The following is a 20,034-nucleotide window of genomic DNA, read 5'->3' as shown; positions in this document are numbered from 1 at the left end:
CCGTCCACCTCACGCCGGCACCGTGTGCCGGCGTTTTTGTTTCTGCGGCTCAACGAGCGGGTGCCGGGCACACCCAAGTATGAGACCGGCACCCCTAGAGCCGATTTCGGGCCGCCGGCAGGGCGCCTAGCCTGTGTCGTGTCAGGGCCGGGGCGGTGTCATCCGCCACCCGGCGCCGCACGATCCGCTCCCGGAGTAAGACCCATGACCGACACGGCAAAGACCCGCCAGATGGCGCCGCTGCGCACCCCCACCGATCTCGGCGCGGATGCCACGCGCGACATCGCCGCCGCCCTCACCGGCGTGCTCGCCGACATGTTCGCGCTCTATCTCAAGACGAAGAACTTCCACTGGCACCTGTCCGGCCCGCATTTCCGCGACTACCACCTGATGCTGGACGAGCAGGGCGACCAGATCTTCGCCACCACCGATGCGCTGGCCGAACGGGCCCGCAAGGTCGGCGGCACCACGCTGCGCTCCATCGGCCACATCTCCCGCCTGCAGCGCCTGTCGGACAATGACGCCGATTACGTTACCGCGCCGGACATGCTGGCCGAGCTCGCCGAGGACAACCGCCGGCTCACCGGCTTCCTGCGCGCGGCCCATGCGGTGTGCGAGGAATATAACGACGTCGCCTCCACCAGCCTGATCGAGGTCTGGATCGACGAGGCCGAGCGCCGCAGCTGGTTCCTCTACGAGACCACGCGCTCCAATCACTGACCGGGGCGGCCGGTCCCGGCCGCCCCGTCCCCTCATCCCGCGGGCGACACCGCACCACCCAAGAGTCCGCACCACCGCATAGGAGGCGTGCATGACTGCGCTCCACACGCACGGCGCCACCGCGCTCGCCGCCGGCGTCGCGGCCCCCGACTTCACCTTGCCCTCGACGCCGGACCAGATGCTGTCCCTGTCGGACCTCGCCGGCTCCCCGGTCATCCTCGCTTTCTACCCGGCGGACTGGAGCCCGGTCTGCGGCGACCAGATGGGCCTCTATAACGAGATCCTCCCCGAATTCCGTCGCCATGGCGCGCATCTCGTGGGCATCTCGACCGATGGCGTTTGGTGCCACGCCGCCTTCGCCCATGATCGCGGCCTGCATTTCCCGCTGCTCGCCGATTTCGAGCCGAAGGGCGGCGTGGCGCAGAGCTATGGCGTCTATCGCCCCCATGAGGGCACCAGCGAACGCGCGTTGTTCGTCATCGACGGCGCCGGCGTCATCCGCTGGAGCTACGTCTCTCCCGTCGGGCTGAACCCCGGCGCCGACGGCATCCTCACCGCCCTCGAGGCCCTCGCGCCACAGAAGGAGACCACAACATGAGCGCGCAGGGAAACATCGCCCATGGCACCCTCACCCCGCCGGTCGGCCCGCATGACCACGCGCAGGGCCCCGCCGACGCCCCGGTGACCCTTGTCGAATATGGCGACTATGAATGCCCCTATTGCGGCGAGGCCTACCCGGTCCTCAAGGAAGTGCAGCGCCTGATGGGCGACGAGCTGCGCTTCGTCTTCCGCAACTTCCCGCTGGCCGAGGCCCATCCGCACGCGGTGCAGGCGGCCGGCATGGCGGAAGCGGCGGCCGGCATCGGCCAGTTCTGGCCGATGCACGACCTGCTCTATGAGCACCAGGATGCGCTCGACACTGCCAGTCTCGCCCGCTACGGCGCCGCCGTCGGCCTCGACGCCGCCAGCATCCGCGCGACGCTGGAGGGCAGCCATGACGCGGCCGTGCGCCGCGACTTCATCGGCGGCGTGCGCAGCGGCGTGAACGGCACGCCGAGCCTGTTCATCAACGGCGAACGCTATGACGGGCCGCGCGAGGTCGACATCCTCGTCGACCTGCTGCGCGCGGTCGCCCGCGCAACCGCCTGACCGGACAGGCCGACGCTGGCTCTCCTTCGGGAAACCTATACTTTGAGATAGAGAAACCATCCGCGGGCAGAGCATGACGGCGTGCGCGGACGCGTTATTATCGCGCACGCTGCAATTGGGACCGATCGATCAGCATGCGACGGGGGACGACGCCGGACTCGCGCGCCGCACGATGCCGCTATGCAGGTGCCTTTCTGCTGGCAGGCACGATCTTCGCCATCGACACCTTCACCACGCTCGGCAGCGCGGTGGCGGTGCTCTATGTGCTCGTGCTCATCATCGTCGGCGAAGGCGGCTCGCGCCGTGCCATTCTCACGTCCGCGGCGCTCTGCGCGATCCTGACGCTCTCCAGCTTCGCCTTCATGCACGGCCTGCATGGCCATCTCGATGCCTCGCTCCGCCTGCTCATCAGCCTCGCCGCGCTTATCGCCACCAGCTTCCTCATGCTGTCGCGCCATGCCGACCAGCGGGCGCTGGAAGGCCAGGCGGAGCTGCTCGACGTCACCCATGACGCGATCTGCCTCAGCGACGCGGCGGGACGGGTGATCTACTGGAATCGCGGCGCGGAACGGCTCTATGGCTGGAGCTTCGACGAGGTTCACGGGCGTGACGCGCATGAGCTGCTCGCCACGCGCTTTCCCCAGCCCCGCGAGGAGATCGAGGCCAGCCTTGCCCTCACCGGGGCGTGGGAAGGCGAGATCACCCAGACGACACGCGAAGGGCGCGAGGTCCGGGCGCTCAGCCGCTGGCTGCGCCGCGCCGATATCGGCCGACGCGGCGGGCGCACGCTGGAGAGCAACACCGACATCACCACCCGCACGACCGCCGAGGAGGCGCTGCGCCGCAGCGAGCGGCGCTACCGCACCATCTTCGAGAATCTCGCCGTGGCGATCTGGGAGCACGATCTGCGCCCGATGAAGGCGGAGCTGGAGGCGCTCCGCGCCAATGGCGTTGACGATCTGCCGGCCTATCTGGCGGACAATCCCGACTTCGTGCGGCGCATGCGCAATTCCGTGCGCATCATCGACGTGAACACCACGGCGCTGCGCATGATGGGTGTGGGCTCCAAGGAGGAGTTCTTCACCTCGCTGCATGAATTCCTCGAAGACGACGTCGCCCGCTTCGCCGGCTTCCTCATCGCGCTCGACGCCAATGTGCCGACCTGGGAGGCGGAGGCCACGCTGCGCACCCGCGCCGGCGATCTGCTGCGCGTCATTGTCGCCTTCAACTTCCCGCCGGACGGCGCGCTGGACTGCGTGCAGGCCAGCGTCCTCAACATCACCGAGCGCGTGCGAGTGCAGGAGACGCTCCAGCGCACGCGCGACCAGCTCGACCATACGCGGCGCGCAGCGACCATCGGCGAGGTCTCGGCCTCCATCGCCCATGAGATCAACCAGCCGCTCGCCGCCATCACGCTTCACGCGGACGCGGCCAGCCGCTGGATGGACCGCAACCCGCCCGATCTCGACGAGGTGCGGGCCTCGATCCGCGAGGCGGCCATCGCCGCGCGCCGCGCCTCCGAGGTGGTGCGCCGGGTGCGCTCCTTCATGAGCAAGGTGGAGCCCGACCGCGTGCCGCTCGACCTCGACCCGCTGATCGAGGAAGCGATCCATCTCGTGCAGCCGGAGCTCGCGGCCCATGCCGTGACGCTGCAGCCCACGCTTGCCGCCCCCGGCACGCTGGTGCGCGGCGACCGCATCCTGCTGCAGCAGGTGCTGATCAATCTCATGGTCAATGCCGCGCAGGCCATGGCCGGCAGCGGCAGCGCCGAACGGCAGATCCGGCTCACCACCAGCCGCACGGCGCGCGGCATCGCCATCGAGGTGAGCGACACCGGCCCGGGCTTCACCAGCGAGGCTGCCGCCAAGGCCTTTGAGCCGTTCTTCACCACCAAGGCCAACGGCATGGGGCTGGGCCTCGCCATGTGCCGCACCATCATTGGTGCGCATGACGGCGAGATCGTCATCATCCCGGCGGACGAGACGGACGGCGGCGGGCGCGTGGCGATCCGGCTACCGGCACTGGTTGCGGGCCTCGCCGAATAGATCAGCCTTGCCGCGCCAGCCAGGCGCCGAGCGCGTCGATGAACAGACGCACCTTGGCCGGGACCAGCCGCCGTGTCGGGTAGACCGCCCAGATGGTCAGCGGCTCGGTCTGCGCATCCACGAGCGCAATGTCGGTCAGCCGCCCGCTCGCCAGTTCCTCGCGGGCGTGCCAATGCGACAGATAGGCGATGCCGAGCCCCCCGACGCAGGCTTCCTGCACCGCATCGAGCGAATTGGCCGAGAAGCGGCCGCGCACGCTCATCCGCCGTCGCCCGCTCTCGGTCCGGAACACCCAGTGCGGGATGATGCTGGAGGTGAGGCAGGTATGGGCGGCAAGATCGTCGAGCCGCTGCGGGGCGCCGGCGCGGGCGAGATAAGCGGGCGCCGCGAGCAAGAGGCGCGGGCTGTCGGCGACCTTGCGGGCGATGAGGCTGGTGTCGGGGAGATCGGCGATGCGGATGCCGATATCGAGCCCCTCGGCGACGATGTCGACCACCTTATCGCTGAGTTGCAGTTCCACCTCGATGCGCGGATGGGCCTGCATGAACTCGACGACAAGCGGGGCCAGCACCTTGCGCCCGAAGGCCAGCGAGGCGCTGACGCGCAAGAGCCCGCTCGGGGCCGCGCTACGCCCGCGCAGGCTGGCGAGCGCCGCCGCCTGATCCTCCACCAAAGTCTGGGCATGCGGCAGGAAGGCAAGGCCGTCATCGGTGAAGGAGAGCGAGCGGGTCGTGCGCTGCACCAGCCGCACACCCAGCTCCTGCTCGAGCTTGGCCAGCAGGCGGCTCGCCGCCATGGGCGAGAGATGCAGCCGCCGCGCCGCGCCCGCCAGACTCCCGGCAGCGGCAAGCTCGACCAGCAACGTGACGGCGGCGAGATCCAGCATCCCCTGACCCGTTCAAACGGCGTGTAACGCAATCCGTTATAGTCGTGTATCTGAACAAGACACTATAACGCCGGGCGCGCTAGCTCTATCTCCATGGCCGAAACAGCGACGGCGCCGCGCGGGATTCCCCATCCCCGGCGCCCGGCCTAGGAGAAACCCATGTCCACCCCGAACACCGCCCACGAGATGGCGCCCACCCCGGCCTCCGCTGGCGAGGCGACCCTCGGCACCGGCACCACCTTCGCCATGGCGGCCGCCGCCGGCCTCGCGGTCGCCAACATCTATTACAACCAGCCCATGCTCGCGGTTATCGAGCAAGACCTGCCGGGCGCGCTGACCGCCGCGATCCCGACGGCGACGCAGCTCGGCTATGCCGCCGGCCTGTTCCTCATCGTGCCGCTCGGCGACCTGATCGAACGCCGCAGCCTCATCGTCGGCCAGTTCGTCCTCATCGCCCTCGCCCTTGCCCTCGTGGCCATGGCCCCGAGCGCCGGACTCATCCTCGCCGCCTCCTTCGCCGTCGGCGTTGGCGCGACGGTGGCGCAGCAGATCGTCCCGCTCGCCGCGCATCTGGCCGCGCCGGAACGCCGGGGTGCCACCGTCGGCACGGTGATGGCGGGGCTGCTCACCGGCATCCTGCTCAGCCGCACGCTGGCCGGGCTGGTCGCCACCCATGCAGGCTGGCGCGACATGTTCTGGCTGGCCGTGCCGCTGGCGCTCGCCGCCGCCGGGCTCATGGCGATGATCCTGCCGCACAGCGCGCCGGATTCAACGCTGAGCTACGGCCGCCTGCTGCGCTCCATCGGCCATCTCTGGGTCGAATTCCCCGCGCTGCGCCTCGCCGCCTTGACCCAGGCCGCCCTGTTCGCTTCCTTCACCGCCTTCTGGACCATCCTCGCCTTCCGTCTGGAGCAGCCGGAATTCGGTCTCGGCGCGGATGTCGCCGGCCTGTTCGGCCTGATCGGCGCCGCCGGCGTCCTCGCCGCCCCCCTCGCCGGCCGTTTCGCCGACCGGCACGGCCCGACGCATGCCGTCGTCGCCGGTGCGGTCATCACGCTGGCGTCGTGGATCGTGTTCGGCCTCTGGGGCTCGCTCGCCGGACTAATCGTCGGCGTCGTGCTGCTCGATTTCGGCCTGCAGGGCGCGCTGGTCTCCAACCAGCACATCGTCTTCGCCCTGCGCCCGGCCGCGCGGGCCCGGCTCAACACCGTGCTGATGGGCTCGATGTTCCTCGGCGGCGCGATCGGCTCGGCAGTGGCGACGCTTGCCTGGCAGCGCGGCGGCTGGGAACTGGTCAGCCTCGCCGGCCTCGCCTTCGCCGCCATCGGTGCGGCGATCCAGCTCTGGCAGGTCGTCGTCCGCCACGCCCGGTGAGACCGGGCGATTTTCCGCCCGCACGGCGCGCCGGCGAAGTGGCATCCCGGAAGGGTCATCCGGCGAGGTCGTCATAATGCGAGGGCCGGGCCGGGTGGTCCGGCCCTCGTCATGTGAACGGACCTGCTGCCATGCCTGCCGCCGACACGACCCTTCGCGAGACACCGTCCCCCAGCCCGCCCGCGCCGGAGCCTGCGAATGTCGTGGGGGCCGGGCTGAAGCGGCTCGCCATCCCGCTGCTCGCCATTCTCCTCGTCGGCGCGCTGCTGGCCTTCGCCAATGGCAACTGGGCGCAATGGGCGAGCAATCGGCCGACGCAAACCACGGACGACGCCTATGTCGAGGCCGACGTCTCCACGCTGAGCGCCCGCATCACCGGCAATGTGCTGAAGGTTCTGGTCGACGACTACCAGACGGTGAAGGCCGGCCAGCCGCTCGTCGAGATCGATCCCGCCGACTATCAGGCGAGCCTTGCCGGCGCGCAGGCGAGCGTCGACGGCGCGGCGGCGGCGCTTGCCAACCTCGCCAATCAGGAAGAACTCCAGCGCGCCCTCATCGTGCAGGCACAGGCGCAGTTCGTCTCGGCCAAGGCCGTCGCCACCGAGATGGAGGAGGAGTTCAACCGCCAGCAGGCCCTCGTCGATGGCGGCATCGCCGGCACGCAGCAGCGTCTCCAGCAGGCCACCGCCAATCTCGCCAAGGCGAATGCCGATGTCCGCGAGGCGGAAGCCGCTATCGAGGCGCAGAAGCGCCAGCTCGACGTGCTCATCGGTGAGGAAGGCGCGCTGCACGCAACGCTCGACGGCGCGAAGGCCAACCTGCAGACAGCCCAGCTCAAGCTCGGCTACACCACGGTGGTCGCGCCGTTCGACGGCACGGTTAGCGCACGGCTGGTGCAGGTGGGCGATTATGTGAACGTCGGCACCAACCTGATCGCCGCCGTGCCGATCCCCAACGTCTATGTCCGCGCGAACTTCAAGGAGACCCAGCTGACCCATGTGGCGCCCGGTCAGCGGGTGGACGTGACGGTGGACACTTTCCCCGGCCAGACCCTCGCCGGCCATGTGGAGCGCGTCTCCCCGGCCAGCGGCGCGGTCTTCGCCCTGCTGCCGCCCGACAATGCCACGGGCAATTTCACCAAGGTGGTGCAGCGCATCCCCGTGCGCATCGCCTTCGATCCCGGCCAGCCGCTGGTGGCGCGCCTGCGCGCCGGCATGTCGGTGGAGGCGCGCATCCATGTCGAGGAGCACGTCGCCTCGGCCACGCCGGCTGCGCCATGAGCGCCGCCGCTCGCCCCTTGACCGTGCTGTGGGGGCGGCTCACCGGCCGCACCGGGCTGATCATCAGCGGCCCCTTGCTGTCCCCTGACGCCAAGCCGCTGATCCAGCCGGTGCTGGCGGCGGCGGCGGTGCTGCTCGGCTCCTTCATCGTCGGCTTCGACACGCGGCTCTTTTCCATCGGCCTGCCGGATCTGCGCGGCGCCTTCGAGCTGAGCTTCGACCAGGGCGCCTGGCTGAGCACGGTTGCCACCGCGCCGCAAATCTTCATCGCGCCCGCTGTGCCCTGGCTCGCCGCCACCTTCGGCGTCGGGCGCGTGCTGTTCTGGCCGAGCCTCGCCTATGCGCTGCTTTGCTTGATCATCCCGTCGGCGCAGGGCTTCGAGATGCTGGTCGTGCTGCATGCGCTGCGCGGGCTGCTGCTCGGCGTGTTCATACCCGCCACCATCATGATCATCTTCCGCCGGCTGCCGATCAGCTGGTGGGTGCCGGCCATCGCCATCTACTGCTTCCGCCTCGCCTTCTCGCAGAGCGTGGGCGTCGCCCTGGTCGGGTTCTATGTCGAGCATCTCGGCTGGCAGTGGGTGTACTGGCAGGACGTGATCCTCGCCCCGCTCATCGGCCTGCTGATCCGTGCGGGGACGCCGCCGGCCCGCATCGACATCGGCCTGCTGGAGCGGGCGGACTGGGGCGGCATGGCGCTGCTCGGCACCGGCTGGGCGCTGATCTATATCGCCCTCGACCAGGGTAACCGGCTCGACTGGCTGCAATCGGGCCTCATCCTGACGCTGCTGGCGGCGGGCGCCGCGCTGGTCATCGGCTTTTTCATCAATGAGCAGCTGGTGGCCAATCCCTGGGCCAGCCACACGGTGATCGCCAGCCGCAACGTGCTGCTGGCCTTCCTCGCCATCCTCTGCTTCGACGTCGCCAGCATCTCCAACAGCTATCTGGTGCCGAACTTCCTCGTGGCGGTCGCCGGGTTGCGGCCGGAGGAGATCGGCAGACCGCTGGTGTTGGGCACGGCGGTGCCGCTGGTCCTGCTCATGCCGGTGGCGGTAATGGCGATCAGGCGGTTCGACGCCCGCCTCAGCCTCCTCATCGGCTTCGCCGCCTTCGCGGTGGCGGGCGAGCTGGGCACGACGATCACCCATGAATGGTCGCCCTGGACCTTCCTGCCCATCCTGCTGATCCAGTCCGTCGGGCAGGCCTTCACCTTCCTCGCCGCCGTCGTCTACATCCTCGCCAATTCCGACCCGAAGCTCTCCACCTCGGTCGCCGCCCATGTGCAGGTGCTCCGGCTCGGCGGGGCGGAGATGGGGCTGAGCCTGATGGCGACGCTGCTGCGCCAGCGCGAGCAGCTGCACTCCTATCTCCTCGGCCTCCACGTCTCGGCGTCGAGCGGGACGGTGGACGGGGCAGTGCAGGGGCTCGCCGGCAGCTTCAGCGGCGCGGGCGGGTCGAGCCAGCTCGCCACCGCGCGCGGCATCGGCACACTCGCCCAACTGGTGGCGCGCGAGGCCAATGTGCTCGCCTATATCGACGGATTCCGCGTCAGTTATTGGGCGGCGCTGGCCGGCCTGCTGGTCGTCGCCTTCATGGGCGCGGCACCCAAAGGGCCGCTGACTCCGCGCTGAATAAGTAACTGAATACCTTTTTTCATACCAAGGTATCTGTACGTCACACTCATCATATAGGCGGCGGAACCCACCGTAGAATGGAGCTTCTGGCCCCGGGAAATACTCTCTGATCACACCGCATGAGGATCAAGGAGTTCCCGCCATGTCACTCCACGTCGCGCCCCCGCCGCCCGCGCCGCTGCCTCTCGCCACCTATCCGTCCCACGCAGCCGCGCGTCCCGGCCGCGATCGCCTGTCGGTCGAGCTCGGCCATATGGGCGTCGTGGTGGCGATCTCCACGCCCGGCGCCCGGCGCGAGCCGGCGGATGACGCCAGGCTCCGCCTCGAAGTGCCGCCGGCCGCCTTCGACCGCTATCTCGGCCTGTTCACCGACGGCGAGCGCGCCGGACTGGCAAGCGCCAGCGACCCGGTGGTGCGCCGTCTGTCCCGCGCGCTGGACGAGATCGGGAGCGATCCGGCCGCATCCGCCGGCGGCTTCGGCGGGCTCTACGCCGATGCGCTGCGCCTAGCCATCGTCGCCCGCCTCGCGGGCAGCGATGCCGAAGACCTGTCGGGCGCCCCCCTCTTCGTCGCCCCCGAGCCGCAGGTCGACGCCGAGGCCCCCATCCGCGAACCGCGCCGGCCGAAATCCGGCCTGCCGAAATGGCGTTTCAAGCGGGTGGCCGCCTATGTCGAGGAGCATCTGGGCACGAGCATCACGCTGGCCGACATGGCCAACGCCGCCGGGCTCAGCCGGATGCATTTCGCCGCCCAATTCCGTGTGCTGACCGGGCTGCGCCCGCATGAATATCTGCTGCGCCAGCGCATCGAGCGCGCCCAGCAGATGCTGGTGGAGACCCGCGACCCGCTGGTGGAGATCGCCCTGGCGGTCGGCTTCCAGACGCAGGCGCACTTCACCACCGTGTTCCGCCGTTTCGTCGGCGATACGCCCTATCAGTGGCGCGCGGCCAATCGCGGCCGCGGCTGAACCGGCCTCATACCTGAGGATGGTATCCTCATCCTCAGGTGTACCGCCGCCGCACCTTTCGCCGGATTGCCGGCCGCGGCCCGCGCCCTACCTTGGCGTCCCATCACCCGGCCCGTTCCGCGACCTCTTCCACAGACCCGCACCGGGAGCCGAACCGTGACCGATCCGCACCTTGCCCTGCCCGCCGCCTCCCGCCGCGACGTTCTCGCGCTCGGTGCCAGCGCCGCCGCCCTTGCGGCCCTGCCGAGCCTGCCGGCCTTCGCCGCCACCACGGCGTCCACCTCTTCCTCTTCCGCTGAAAGGACCACGACCATGGGTTACGTCACCACCAAGGACGGCGTCGAAATCTTCTACAAGGACTGGGGTCCGAAGAACGCCCAGCCCATCGTCTTCCACCACGGCTGGCCGCTCTCGGCGGACGACTGGGACACGCAGATGATGTTCTTCCTGGCCAATGGCTACCGCGTGGTCGCCAGCGACCGCCGCGGCCATGGCCGCTCGTCGCAGGTCAGCGACGGTCATGACATGGACCACTACGCCGCCGACGTCTCGGCCGTGGTCGAGCATCTCGACCTGAAGAACGCCGTCCATATCGGCCATTCCACCGGCGGCGGGCAGGTCGCGCGCTATGTGGCGAAGTACGGCATTCCGCAGGGCCGCGTCGCCAAGGCTGTGCTGGTCGCCGCCGTGCCGCCGATCATGCTGAAGACCGAGGCCTATCCGGGTGGCCTGCCGATCGAGGTGTTCGACGGCTTCCGCGCCGCGCTCGCCGCCAACCGCGCGCAGTTCTTCCTCGATGTCGCCGCCGGGCCGTTCTACGGCTTCAACCGCGAAGGCGCGAAGGTCTCGCAGGGCGTGATCAATAATTGGTGGCGCCAGGGCATGATGGGCGCCGCCAAGGCGCATTACGATGGCATCAAGGCCTTCTCCGAGACCGACCAGACGGCCGACCTCAAGGCGATGACCGTGCCGACCCTCGTGCTGCAGGGCGATGACGACCAGATCGTGCCCTACAAGGAGGCCGCCGAACTGCAGGCGAAGCTGCTGCCGAACCCGACGCTCAAGATCTATCCGGGCTTCCCGCACGGCATGCTCACAACCCATGCCGATGTCGTCAACCCGGACATCCTCGCCTTCATCAAGGGCTGACCCCCGCCCCCGCGATGACGAAAGGCCGGCCCCTGGGGCCGGCCTTTCTGCGTCTACCAGCGCAGCAGGCGACGGCCGGCCACATAGCCGGCGGCGCTGACGATCAGGATGGCGAGGCTGTACCAAGTGGCGACGAAAAGCGGGCTGTCATCCGGGCAATGCAGCGCATAGACCGCCGCACCGATGGCACCCGCCGCCAGCCCGGCCGCCGCGCCGGCAAAGCCGGGATCGGACGGCGCGGAGGCCCGCAGCGCCCAGAGGATCGCGACCAGAGGCGCGACCGATACGAGCGGGATGAAGACAAGGCAGAAACTGGCGTGCAGCCCTTCCAAGCCCTCCATCCAGCGCGCGCGGGGTAACGCCACGAGCTCGGCCGACACGGCCAGAAGCAGCAGGCCGAGCGGCAGAAACAGAAGCCGCAGGCGCGGGCGCAGCTTCAGGCCCGGCCGCCCGACACGGAACAATACCCAGCCCGCGAGAACCGCGAGCAGCAGCGTGAAGCTGATCTTGAACAGGACACGGCTGGTCTCCAGCGCACTGGCAAGGTCCGGCCGTAGCCCGATCGTCCCTCCCAGAAGCGCCAGCGCCGCCGCCGCCCCGCCTGCGAGGGCGAGCGCGAGGACCGCGCCGAGGCGTCCCCTCACCGGGGCATCCTGCGCCAGCAGGCTGATCAGCTCGTCGGTTTTCACGCTTCCTCACTCCGGTAAAGCCGCGCCAGCGTCTTCAAGGCGCGGTGCAGCGCCACGCGCACGGCGCCCTCGCTCATCTGCAACCGCGCCGCCGTCTCGCGCACCCCCTCGCCCTTGAGCGAGATGGAGCGCACGATGTCGCGCTGCGGATCCTTGAGCTGCTCCAGCAGCTGTTCCACGTCGATCCGGTCGCCGGGATCGGCGGCCGGCTCGGCTTCCAATATCTCCATGACGTCATCGATCGGCGTCGTCGCCTCCCGGCCGCGCCGCCGCAGGCTGTCGATCAGCTTGTTGCGCACGATGGTCGAGAGCCACGGCCCGATCGGGCGCGCGGGATCCCACGTCCCGCGCTTGAGGTGCACCGCCAGCAGCACCTCCTGCACGACATCCTCGACGTCACTCTCCGAGGCGCCGAACGCCCGGCAGCGGCGGCGGGCAATGGCGCGCAGATGCGGCGTCACCGCTGCGAGGAAACAGCGATAGGCGTGGCTGTCACCGGCGTTTGCCCGGCGCATCCATTCGGCCCACTCCGCTTCCCGGCTCGCTTGCGTCACGTCATCCCCATTACGCGGGCGGGCGGCACATTGTTACAGGCCCATGAACTTTATGTGGAGCCGAGGCCGCGGGCTCCCGGCAGGAGCCGGCAGGGCGCCCGATCCCACGCGCTGAAAAAAGATTCGCGGTGCCAGTGTAACGACGGATGGGGGGCCCGCGTAGCTGTGGTGTCGGCCCGCCATGGCCGATCCCAACGGAGATCATCCCATGAAGAACAGCGTCGCCACCCTGGCGCTGGCGGGTTCGCTCGCCACCGCCATCGCCACCCTTGCCGCGCCCGCCGCCCATGCCGCCGACAAGGAAAAGTGCTTCGGCGTCGCCCTGAAGGGGCAGAATGACTGCGCCGCCGGCCCCGGCACCACCTGCGCCGGCACCTCCAAGGTCGACTACCAGAAGAACGCCTGGAAGCTGGTTCCCGCCGGCACCTGCACGACCATGAAGACCCCGAACGGCATGGGTTCGCTGACGGCCGGCCCGGCCCCGACCTGAGGTCGCGCCCCGCTCAGCCCGCACACCCGGCGGCGCGGCCTTGTCCAGTGGCGACAATGCCGCGCCGCGTCCCACTCACGCGAGCGAACCGCCATGATCCCGAGCATCCTTCCCCCGCGTCCCGGCGTCGGCTTCAAGCCGGAGCACTTCGCCGCCATCACTGCCGAGCGCCAGCCACTCGGCTTCTTCGAGGTTCATGCGGAGAATTACATGGGCGCGGGCGGCCCGCCCCACGCCCAGCTCACACGCCTCAGGGCCGATTACGCCCTGTCGATCCACGGCGTGGGCCTCTCCATCGGCTCGATGCAGCCGTTGGACCGGGATCATCTTAGCCGGCTGCGCACGCTGTGCGCCCGCTACGAGCCCGAGAGCTTTTCCGAGCATCTCGCCTGGTCGAGCCATGACAGCGTGTTCCTCAACGACCTGCTGCCTCTGCCCTATACGCGCGAGACTCTGGAACGCGTCGCCGATCACATCGACCTCGTGCAGGAAACGCTCGGCCGCCCCATGCTGCTGGAGAACCCGGCGACCTATGTGAGCTTCGCCGCCAGCACCATCGAGGAGACCGATTTCCTCGCTCAGCTCGCGCGGCGCACCGGCTGCGGGCTGCTGCTCGACGTGAACAATGTGCTTGTCGCCGCCACCAACCATCATCTCGACCCGCGCGCTTATCTCGCGCGCTTTCCACTGGCCGAGGTGCGCGAGATCCATCTCAGCGGCCATGCCGCGACGGTGGACGACCATGGCGCGCCGCTCTTGATCGACAGCCATGATACACCGGTGACGGACGAGGTCTGGGCGCTCTATGCCGAGGTGATCGCCCGCACCGGCCCCATCGCCACCCTCATCGAATGGGACAATGACGTGCCGGACTGGCCGGTACTGCGGGCCGAAGCGGAAGCGGCAGACGCCCTGCTCGCGCGAACCCGGCGGCAGGCGGCGTGAGGCGGCCATGAACCTCGACCCCGCCGCGACGCAGACCGCCTTTGCCGCCGCCCTCGCCGACCCGGCGCAGCCAGTGCCCGACGGCCTGGCCGCGTGGCATGGCGGCACGCCTGCGCGGCGCTTCGCGGTCTACCGCAACAATGTCACCGTCAGCCTGATGGAGGCGCTCGGCGCCCGCTATCCGGCGGTGAAAGCCATTGTCGGCGACGATTTCTTCGCCGCCCTCGCCCGGCTCTATGTCGGCGCCCATCCCCCGCGCTCGCCGCTGATGATGACCTATGGCGGTGAGTTCGCGGATTTTCTCAACGGTTTCGAGCCGGCGGAGAGCCTGCCCTATCTGCCGGATGTCGCCCGGCTGGAAGAGGCCCGTAGCCGCGCTTACCACGCCGCCGACGCCGCCCCGCTCGATCCGGCGATGCTTGCCGGGCTGGCGCCGGAGCAGGTGGCGGGGCTGCGCTTCACCCCGCACCCCGCACTCGCCCTTCTGCGCTCCCACCATCCGGTGGTGACGATCTGGGCGATGAATGCCGGGGAGATCACGCCCGCCCCGATCGAGCATTGGCAGGGCGAGGACGCGCTCGTCACCCGCCCCCATCTCACCGTCGAGATCCACCGCCTGCCGGCAGGCGCTAGCGCCTTCATCGCCGCGCTGACTGAGGGCCTCACGCTCTCGGACGCTGTCGCGCTGGGAGCGCAGGCCACCGCCGCTTTTGATCTGTCCGCCACGCTCGCGCTCACCCTCGCCAGCGGGGCTTTCACCGGAGCGTCCCATGACTGAGATTGCCCGCCTGCTCCTGACCGGCCGCGCCCTCGCCGGGCGAATCCCTGATGATCTCATCGCGCTCATCGCCCGGCTCTCCATCGCCGGCGTGTTCTGGCAGTCCGGCCAGACCAAGGTGGACGGCTTCATGGTGACCGACAGCGCGGTCTTCCTGTTCGAGACCGAGTACCAGCTCCCCCTCGTCAGCCCCGTCATCGCCGCGCATCTCGCGGCGCTGGCCGAGCACCTGTTCCCGGTGCTGCTGGTACTCGGCCTCGCCAGCCGGCTCTCAGCCCTGGCGCTGCTCGGCATGACGCTGGTGATCCAGCTCCTCGTCTATCCCGGCGCCTGGCCGACCCACGGCACCTGGGCCGCCTGCCTGCTCATCATCCTCGCTTATGGGCCGGGCCGGTTTTCGCTCGACCATCTCCTCGCCCCGCGGCTCGGCCTGAGGCCGGCCGCCGCGTGAGCGAGCGTTCAGCGCGCCGGCACCGCCCGCTGGCGCTGCTCGCCAAGGCCGGCAATGAACAGGTGCATGGTCTGTCCGGCCTTGAGATAGACCGGCGGCTTGTGGCCGAGCCCGACACCCGGCGGCGTGCCGGTGGTGATGATGTCGCCCGGCTGGAGGCTCATGAACTGGCTGATATAGGAGACGATGAACGGCACGCTGAAGATCATCGTGCGCGTCGAGCCGCTCTGGAAGCGCCTGCCGTCCACCTCCAGCCACATATCGAGCACGTGCGGGTCGGGGATCTCGTCGGTCGTGACCAGCCATGGGCCGATAGGTCCGAAAGTGTCACAGCCCTTGCCCTTGTCCCACTGCCCGCCGCGCTCCAGCTGGAAGGCGCGCTCGGAGACGTCATTGACGATGCAGTAGCCGGCGACATGGGCATAGGCGTCCTCGACCGCCACATATTTTGCGGGCTTGCCGATGATGATGCCGAGCTCGACCTCCCAGTCGGTCTTTTCCGAGCCGCGCGGGATTTCCACATCGTCATTCGGCCCGACGATGCAGCTCGTCGGCTTCATGAACAGCACCGGCTCGGTGGGGATGGGCATGCCGGCCTCCTCGGCATGGTCGGAATAATTGAGGCCGACGCAGACGAACTTGCCGATGCCGCCCACCGGCGCCCCAAGGCGCGGGGAGCCCTCCACCGCCGGCAATTCGGCCGGATCGAGCGCGGCAAGGCGGGCGAGGCTCTCCGGCAGCAGCGCCTCGCCGGTGATGTCGGCAATGTAGTCGGAGAGATCGCGCAGCACGCCGGCGCCATCCACCAGGCCCGGCTTTTCCCGGCCGACCTCACCGTAGCGAACGAGCTTCATCCGGCTGTCTCCTTGCTGTGTGATCCTGTCTGCACACATCGATCGCCGCCCGCGCGGGGAAAAGCAACCGTCGCCGTGCGAAGTCGAAACGTCGGCATGCACCCGCGCGGCGGGCGGTTATCGTACTGCCGTGCGGCTTCGCTGACGCCGCTGTGCAGTGCCGCGCGGACACGCTGATAAAATGTTTAGCAGTTATGCAAGGCGCGGTTTCCCGATAGTCTCGACAGCGGCACGCCCCTCGTCTTACGATCATTCTTAATCTCGGAATGGATTGTCGCCGTCTCGCTGGGTGCAGGCCGGGCAGCCGCGACGATCCTCTATTGGGTATCTTGATGGAACGCGCACCCGTCCCCGCTCCCCAGCCTGAGCTCTCCCGGCCGGGCCGCGGGACGCCGCGCATCCTGATGTACAGCCACGACACCTATGGGCTGGGGCACATCCGCCGCTCGCGCGCCATCGCCAATGCGCTGGTCGCGGCCCATGGTGACCTCTCGGTGCTCATCATCTCCGGCTCCTCGCTCGCCGGCAGCTTCAATTTCGCGCCGGGCATCGACTTCGTGCATGTGCCGGGCGTCGCCAAGAGCGAGAATGGCAGCTACGCCAGCGCCAATCTCCGGCTCGACGTCGCCGAGGTCACCGCCATCCGCGAGGCGCTGATCCGCCAGACGGCGGAATCCTTCCGGCCGGACATCTTCATCGCCGACAAGGAGCCCGCCGGCTTTCGCGGCGAGCTGCTGCCGAGCCTGAAGCTGATGGGCAGCATGGGCACGCGCCGCATCATCGGCATTCGCGACGTGCTGGACAGCCCGGACGTCATTCGCGCCGAGTGGCACGACAAGGGCGCCATCCGCGCCATGACCGATTATTACGACGACGTGCTGGTCTATGGCGCCGAGGAGTTCTACCGCCCGCTCGAGGGCATCCCCATGCCGGCCGATTTGCATTCGCGCATCGTCTATACCGGCTATCTGCGCCGCTCCGTGCCGGGCGGGGCCGCCGCGATGCGCTACCCGCGCGCCACCAAGGGCCCCTTCATCCTCGTCACCACCGGTGGCGGTGCCGACGGCGCCGGCCTGATCGACTGGGTGATCTCCGCCTATGAGGCGGCGCCGGACATTCCGCTGCCCGCCGTCATCACCTTCGGCCCCTTCCTGTCGAACAAGCAGCGCGGGCAGTTCATGGAGCGCATCGAGCGGCTGCCCAAGGTCGACGCCATCACCTTCGATCCCAAGATCGAGCGGCTGATGAGCCGGGCCACCGCCGTGGTCGCCATGGGCGGCTACAACACGTTTTGCGAGATCCTCTCCTTCGACAAGCCGGCGCTGCTGGTGCCGCGCTCGCGCCCGCGCCAAGAACAGCTCATCCGCGCCACGCGCGCCGAAAAGCTCGGCCTCGTGCGCATGCTGGTCGATCCGGTGGAAGCCGGCGAGGCCGAGCGCGACCCGCTGGTGATGGCGCAGGCGCTCACCGCCCTGCGCGGCCAGCCCGCCCCCTCGCAGGCCAATATGCCCGGCGTGCTGGACGGCCTCACCCGCATCGCCGACCATCTCGGCCCGCATCTGGGGGCGCAGGCGCAGCGTGCCGCGTCGCTCGGCGTCGGGGGCTGACTTGCTCGAGCGTTCCCCGCCGGGAACGGCGCGCCCGGAGGGCGCCCGGCCCACCGAGCCTGCCCCGGATGCCCCGCCCGGCCCGCGCCTTGCCATCGTGCTGAAGGGCTATCCGCGCCTGTCCGAGACCTTCATCGCCCAGGAAATCCTGGAGCTGGAGCGGCGGGGCTTCGCCTTCGACATCTGGTCGCTGCGCCGCCCGACCGATCGCTACCGGCACCCGATGCATGAGGCGATCAGCGCGCGGCTGCTCTATTTGCCGGAATATCTGAAGGACGATCCGCGCCGCGTCCTCAAGGGCTTTGTCCATGCGGTGCGCCGCCTGCGCTTTCGCGAGCTGATGCGGGTCTTCCTGCGCGATCTCGCCCGCGACCCGACGCCGAACCGGATGCGGCGGCTCGGGCAGGCCTGCGTGCTCGCCCGCGAGCTGGATCCCGCTATTAGCCATCTGCATGTGCATTTTCTGCACACGCCGGGCTCGGTGACGCGCTACGCGGCGCTGCTGACCGGGCGCAGCTTCTCCTTCTCCGCCCATGCCAAGGACATCTGGACCACCCCGGAATGGGAACGGCGCGAGAAGATCGCGGATGCCGCCTGGGGCGTGACCTGCACCGCCGATGGCTGGCGCGAGCTCACCCGCGTCGCGGGCACATCGGCCCGAAAGGTCGAGCTGGTCTATCATGGCCTCGATCTCGACCGCTTCCCCGCCCCGCCCGTGCGCGATCGGCAAGCGGATGGCAGCGACCCCGCCGACCCGGTGCGGCTGGTCGCGGTCGGGCGCGCCGTCGCCAAGAAGGGCTTCGACACGCTGCTCACCGCGCTCGGCAGCCTTCCGCCCGCGCTCAACTGGCGGCTGGTGCATATCGGCACAGGCCCGCTCATCGCGCCGCTGAAGGAGCAGGCGGAGCGGCTCGGCATTGCCGGACGCATCGAGTGGCGCGGCAGTCAGGCGCAGACGGCGGTGATCGCCGCGCTGCGCGAAGCCGATCTCTTCGTGCTGCCGAGCCAGCCGGGCGAGGATGGCGACCGCGACGGCCTGCCCAATGTCATCATGGAAGCCGCCACGCAGGCGCTGCCCATCGTCTCCACCCGCTTTGCCGGCGTGCCGGAATTCGTCACCGATGGCGAGAACGGCCTTCTGGTGCCGCCGGCCGACGCGCCAGCGCTGGCGGCGGCGCTGGCAGCGCTGATCGCCGCTCCCGACCGGCGACGCGAACTCGGAGAGGCGGCGCGGGCGCGGCTCGTCGCCGATTTCACCTTCGAGGCAGGCATAGACCGGCTGGAGACCCGGATGCGGCAGTCGGCCGACGCGCCTTCCGCCCCGGCCCGCGCCTGAGCCATGCGCTGCCTGTTCCTCGCGCCGCTGAAATCGCCGGACCACCCGGTGCCCTCGGGCGACAGGACCATGGCGCGGCTGTTCCTCAAGCTGCTGCGCCATAGCGGCTATGAGGCGGAGCTGGCCTCCCCCTTCCGCAGCTTCCATACCGATCCGGCACGGGTGGACTGGGCGGCGCTGGAGCGGGAAGCGGCGCAGGAGGTGGAGCGCATCCTCGCCGCCACCCGGCCGGCGGAGATCGCCTGCGTCTTCACCTACCACGTCTATTACAAGGCGCCGGACCTGATCGGCCCCGCCCTCGCGGCACAACTCGGCGTGCCCTATGTGATCGCGGAAGCTTCGCGCGCCCCGAAGCGCGCGACGGGCCCCTTCGCGGAAGGCCACGCACGGGCGGAGGCGGCGATGGACGCGGCGACGCTCATCCTCACGCCCACAGCCGCCGACCGCGAGGTGCTGGACCGGCTGCGCCCCCTGCATCAGCGTGTCATCGATCTCAAGCCCTTCCTCGATCTTGCCGACTGGCCCCTGGCCGGGGCGGCTGCCGAACCACGCGACGCCGGGCCGACCCGCCTCGTCACGCTGGCCATGATGCGGCCGGGCGACAAGCTCGCCTCCTACCGCCAGCTGGCGCAGGCGCTGGCCGGCGTCGAGGCGCCCTGGACGCTCGACATCATCGGCGACGGCCCGGCGCGCGCCGAGGTCGAGACCGCCTTCGTGCGTTTCGGGGGCCGCGTGCGCTTCCATGGCGCAATCACCGATCGCGCGGCGCTCGGCGCCCTGTTCCATGCGTCCGATGTCTTCGTCTGGCCGGGTGTGAACGAGGCGTTCGGCGCGGTGTATCTGGAAGCGCAGGCGCATGGCCTGCCCTGCCTCGCCAGCGGCTATGGCGGCATCGCCGACACGATGCTCCCCGGCACGACCGGCCTCATCACTCCCGCCGGCGACATCCCCGCCTTCCGCGCGGCGCTGATCGACCTCATCACCACCCCGGCGCGCCGGCGCGCCATGGGCGAGGCCGCCGCCCGCTTCATCGCCGCCGAGCGTGACCTGCCCAAGGCGGCAGCGACCCTGAAGGCGGCATTTGGCGCCTGTGACATCGCCTTGCCGCAGGGCTGTGCAGAATGAG

Annotated in this window: 20 protein-coding genes; 16 read left to right on the top strand and 4 right to left on the bottom strand. The window is 69.5% G+C overall.

Translation table 11 applies throughout. The features are described from left to right. The first annotated feature begins 204 nt into the window (after positions 1-204). The 4 genes from AncyloWKF20_RS18895 to AncyloWKF20_RS18880 all read left to right on the top strand — a co-directional run bounded on the left by AncyloWKF20_RS18895 (position 205) and on the right by AncyloWKF20_RS18880 (position 3,914). Positions 205-720, top strand: coding sequence for a DNA starvation/stationary phase protection protein (locus AncyloWKF20_RS18895; protein WP_279315492.1), 516 nt, complete (start codon positions 205-207; stop codon positions 718-720). A gap of 91 nt (positions 721-811) precedes the next feature. Continuing rightward, complete coding sequence (locus tag AncyloWKF20_RS18890; RefSeq protein ID WP_279315491.1) at positions 812-1,318, top strand: redoxin domain-containing protein; 507 nt, start codon at positions 812-814, stop codon at positions 1,316-1,318. Continuing rightward, positions 1,315-1,869 carry a DsbA family protein gene (locus tag AncyloWKF20_RS18885; protein WP_279315490.1) on the top strand — a complete coding sequence of 185 codons (555 nt, stop codon included), beginning with the start codon at positions 1,315-1,317 and terminating at the stop codon, positions 1,867-1,869. Before AncyloWKF20_RS18890 ends, AncyloWKF20_RS18885 begins: the two co-directional genes overlap by 4 nt. Before the next feature lie 134 nt (positions 1,870-2,003). Next, complete coding sequence (locus AncyloWKF20_RS18880; protein WP_279315489.1) at positions 2,004-3,914, top strand: ATP-binding protein; 1,911 nt, start codon at positions 2,004-2,006, stop codon at positions 3,912-3,914. A 1-nt stretch (position 3,915) separates the two neighbouring features. On the opposite strand, the gene AncyloWKF20_RS18875 is transcribed toward AncyloWKF20_RS18880, so the two are convergent. Further along, positions 3,916-4,800: a LysR family transcriptional regulator gene (locus AncyloWKF20_RS18875; RefSeq protein WP_279315488.1), complete on the bottom strand. Its 885-nt coding sequence runs from the start codon at positions 4,798-4,800 to the stop codon at positions 3,916-3,918. Between the two features lie 186 nt (positions 4,801-4,986). On the opposite strand from AncyloWKF20_RS18875, the gene AncyloWKF20_RS18870 reads away from it, so the two are divergent. The 5 genes from AncyloWKF20_RS18870 to AncyloWKF20_RS18850 all read left to right on the top strand — a co-directional run bounded on the left by AncyloWKF20_RS18870 (position 4,987) and on the right by AncyloWKF20_RS18850 (position 11,204). Then, positions 4,987-6,174 carry an MFS transporter gene (locus tag AncyloWKF20_RS18870; protein ID WP_279318028.1) on the top strand — a complete coding sequence of 396 codons (1,188 nt, stop codon included), beginning with the start codon at positions 4,987-4,989 and terminating at the stop codon, positions 6,172-6,174. A 131-nt stretch (positions 6,175-6,305) separates the two neighbouring features. Then, positions 6,306-7,454 (top strand): HlyD family secretion protein, encoded by a 1,149-nt coding sequence (locus AncyloWKF20_RS18865; protein ID WP_279315487.1) that lies wholly within the window; start codon positions 6,306-6,308, stop codon positions 7,452-7,454. Next, a complete protein-coding gene (locus AncyloWKF20_RS18860) occupies positions 7,451-9,085 on the top strand; it encodes an MFS transporter (RefSeq protein ID WP_279315486.1) in 1,635 nt (544 codons plus the stop codon). Before AncyloWKF20_RS18865 ends, AncyloWKF20_RS18860 begins: the two co-directional genes overlap by 4 nt. Positions 9,086-9,230: 145 nt before the next feature. Further along, complete coding sequence (locus tag AncyloWKF20_RS18855) at positions 9,231-10,055, top strand: AraC family transcriptional regulator (RefSeq protein WP_279315485.1); 825 nt, start codon at positions 9,231-9,233, stop codon at positions 10,053-10,055. A 312-nt stretch (positions 10,056-10,367) separates the two neighbouring features. Further along, positions 10,368-11,204 carry an alpha/beta hydrolase gene (locus AncyloWKF20_RS18850; protein WP_279318027.1) on the top strand — a complete coding sequence of 279 codons (837 nt, stop codon included), beginning with the start codon at positions 10,368-10,370 and terminating at the stop codon, positions 11,202-11,204. Between the two features lie 53 nt (positions 11,205-11,257). Here AncyloWKF20_RS18850 and AncyloWKF20_RS18845 read toward each other — a convergent pair whose 3' ends face one another. Together AncyloWKF20_RS18845 and AncyloWKF20_RS18840 are read right to left on the bottom strand one after the other, a co-directional pair. Then, positions 11,258-11,893 (bottom strand): DUF1109 domain-containing protein, encoded by a 636-nt coding sequence (locus AncyloWKF20_RS18845; protein WP_279315484.1) that lies wholly within the window; start codon positions 11,891-11,893, stop codon positions 11,258-11,260. Further along, entirely contained in the window at positions 11,890-12,447 is a 558-nt protein-coding gene (locus tag AncyloWKF20_RS18840; RefSeq protein ID WP_279315483.1) for a sigma-70 family RNA polymerase sigma factor, read from the bottom strand. The genes AncyloWKF20_RS18845 and AncyloWKF20_RS18840 overlap by 4 nt, the downstream gene beginning before the upstream one ends. A gap of 208 nt (positions 12,448-12,655) precedes the next feature. Here AncyloWKF20_RS18840 and AncyloWKF20_RS18835 point away from each other — a divergent pair, with 208 nt between their 5' ends. From AncyloWKF20_RS18835 to AncyloWKF20_RS18820, 4 genes are all read left to right on the top strand, one after another. After that, on the top strand, positions 12,656-12,937 hold the full coding sequence (locus AncyloWKF20_RS18835; RefSeq protein WP_279315482.1) for a DUF2282 domain-containing protein: 282 nt from the start codon (positions 12,656-12,658) through the stop codon (positions 12,935-12,937). Positions 12,938-13,030: 93 nt separating this feature from the next. Then, positions 13,031-13,882, top strand: a complete 852-nt coding sequence (locus AncyloWKF20_RS18830; protein ID WP_279315481.1) for a DUF692 domain-containing protein — start codon at positions 13,031-13,033, stop codon at positions 13,880-13,882. A gap of 7 nt (positions 13,883-13,889) precedes the next feature. Further along, positions 13,890-14,660, top strand: a complete 771-nt coding sequence (locus AncyloWKF20_RS18825) for a DNA-binding domain-containing protein (RefSeq protein WP_279315480.1) — start codon at positions 13,890-13,892, stop codon at positions 14,658-14,660. Next, positions 14,653-15,111 carry a DoxX family protein gene (locus tag AncyloWKF20_RS18820; RefSeq protein ID WP_279315479.1) on the top strand — a complete coding sequence of 153 codons (459 nt, stop codon included), beginning with the start codon at positions 14,653-14,655 and terminating at the stop codon, positions 15,109-15,111. Before AncyloWKF20_RS18825 ends, AncyloWKF20_RS18820 begins: the two co-directional genes overlap by 8 nt. A gap of 8 nt (positions 15,112-15,119) precedes the next feature. On the opposite strand, the gene AncyloWKF20_RS18815 is transcribed toward AncyloWKF20_RS18820, so the two are convergent. After that, entirely contained in the window at positions 15,120-15,965 is an 846-nt protein-coding gene (locus AncyloWKF20_RS18815; RefSeq protein WP_279315478.1) for a fumarylacetoacetate hydrolase family protein, read from the bottom strand. 332 nt (positions 15,966-16,297) lie between these two features. Between AncyloWKF20_RS18815 and AncyloWKF20_RS18810 the strand changes: the two genes are divergently transcribed. From AncyloWKF20_RS18810 to AncyloWKF20_RS18800, 3 genes are read left to right on the top strand one after another with little or no spacing between them, the layout of a single operon-like run. Further along, the gene (locus AncyloWKF20_RS18810; RefSeq protein ID WP_279315477.1) at positions 16,298-17,572 is read left to right on the top strand and encodes a glycosyltransferase; all 1,275 of its coding nucleotides are present in this window, start codon (positions 16,298-16,300) and stop codon (positions 17,570-17,572) included. A 1-nt stretch (position 17,573) separates the two neighbouring features. Continuing rightward, entirely contained in the window at positions 17,574-18,908 is a 1,335-nt protein-coding gene (locus AncyloWKF20_RS18805; RefSeq protein WP_347710383.1) for a glycosyltransferase, read from the top strand. A gap of 3 nt (positions 18,909-18,911) precedes the next feature. Then, positions 18,912-20,033, top strand: coding sequence for a glycosyltransferase family 4 protein (locus AncyloWKF20_RS18800; RefSeq protein ID WP_279315476.1), 1,122 nt, complete (start codon positions 18,912-18,914; stop codon positions 20,031-20,033). Position 20,034: the final 1 nt, after the last annotated feature.

The organism is Ancylobacter sp. WKF20, from assembly GCF_029760895.1.
GTDB lineage: Bacteria > Pseudomonadota > Alphaproteobacteria > Rhizobiales > Xanthobacteraceae > Ancylobacter.
This window is presented reverse-complemented; position numbering and strand designations above follow the sequence as displayed.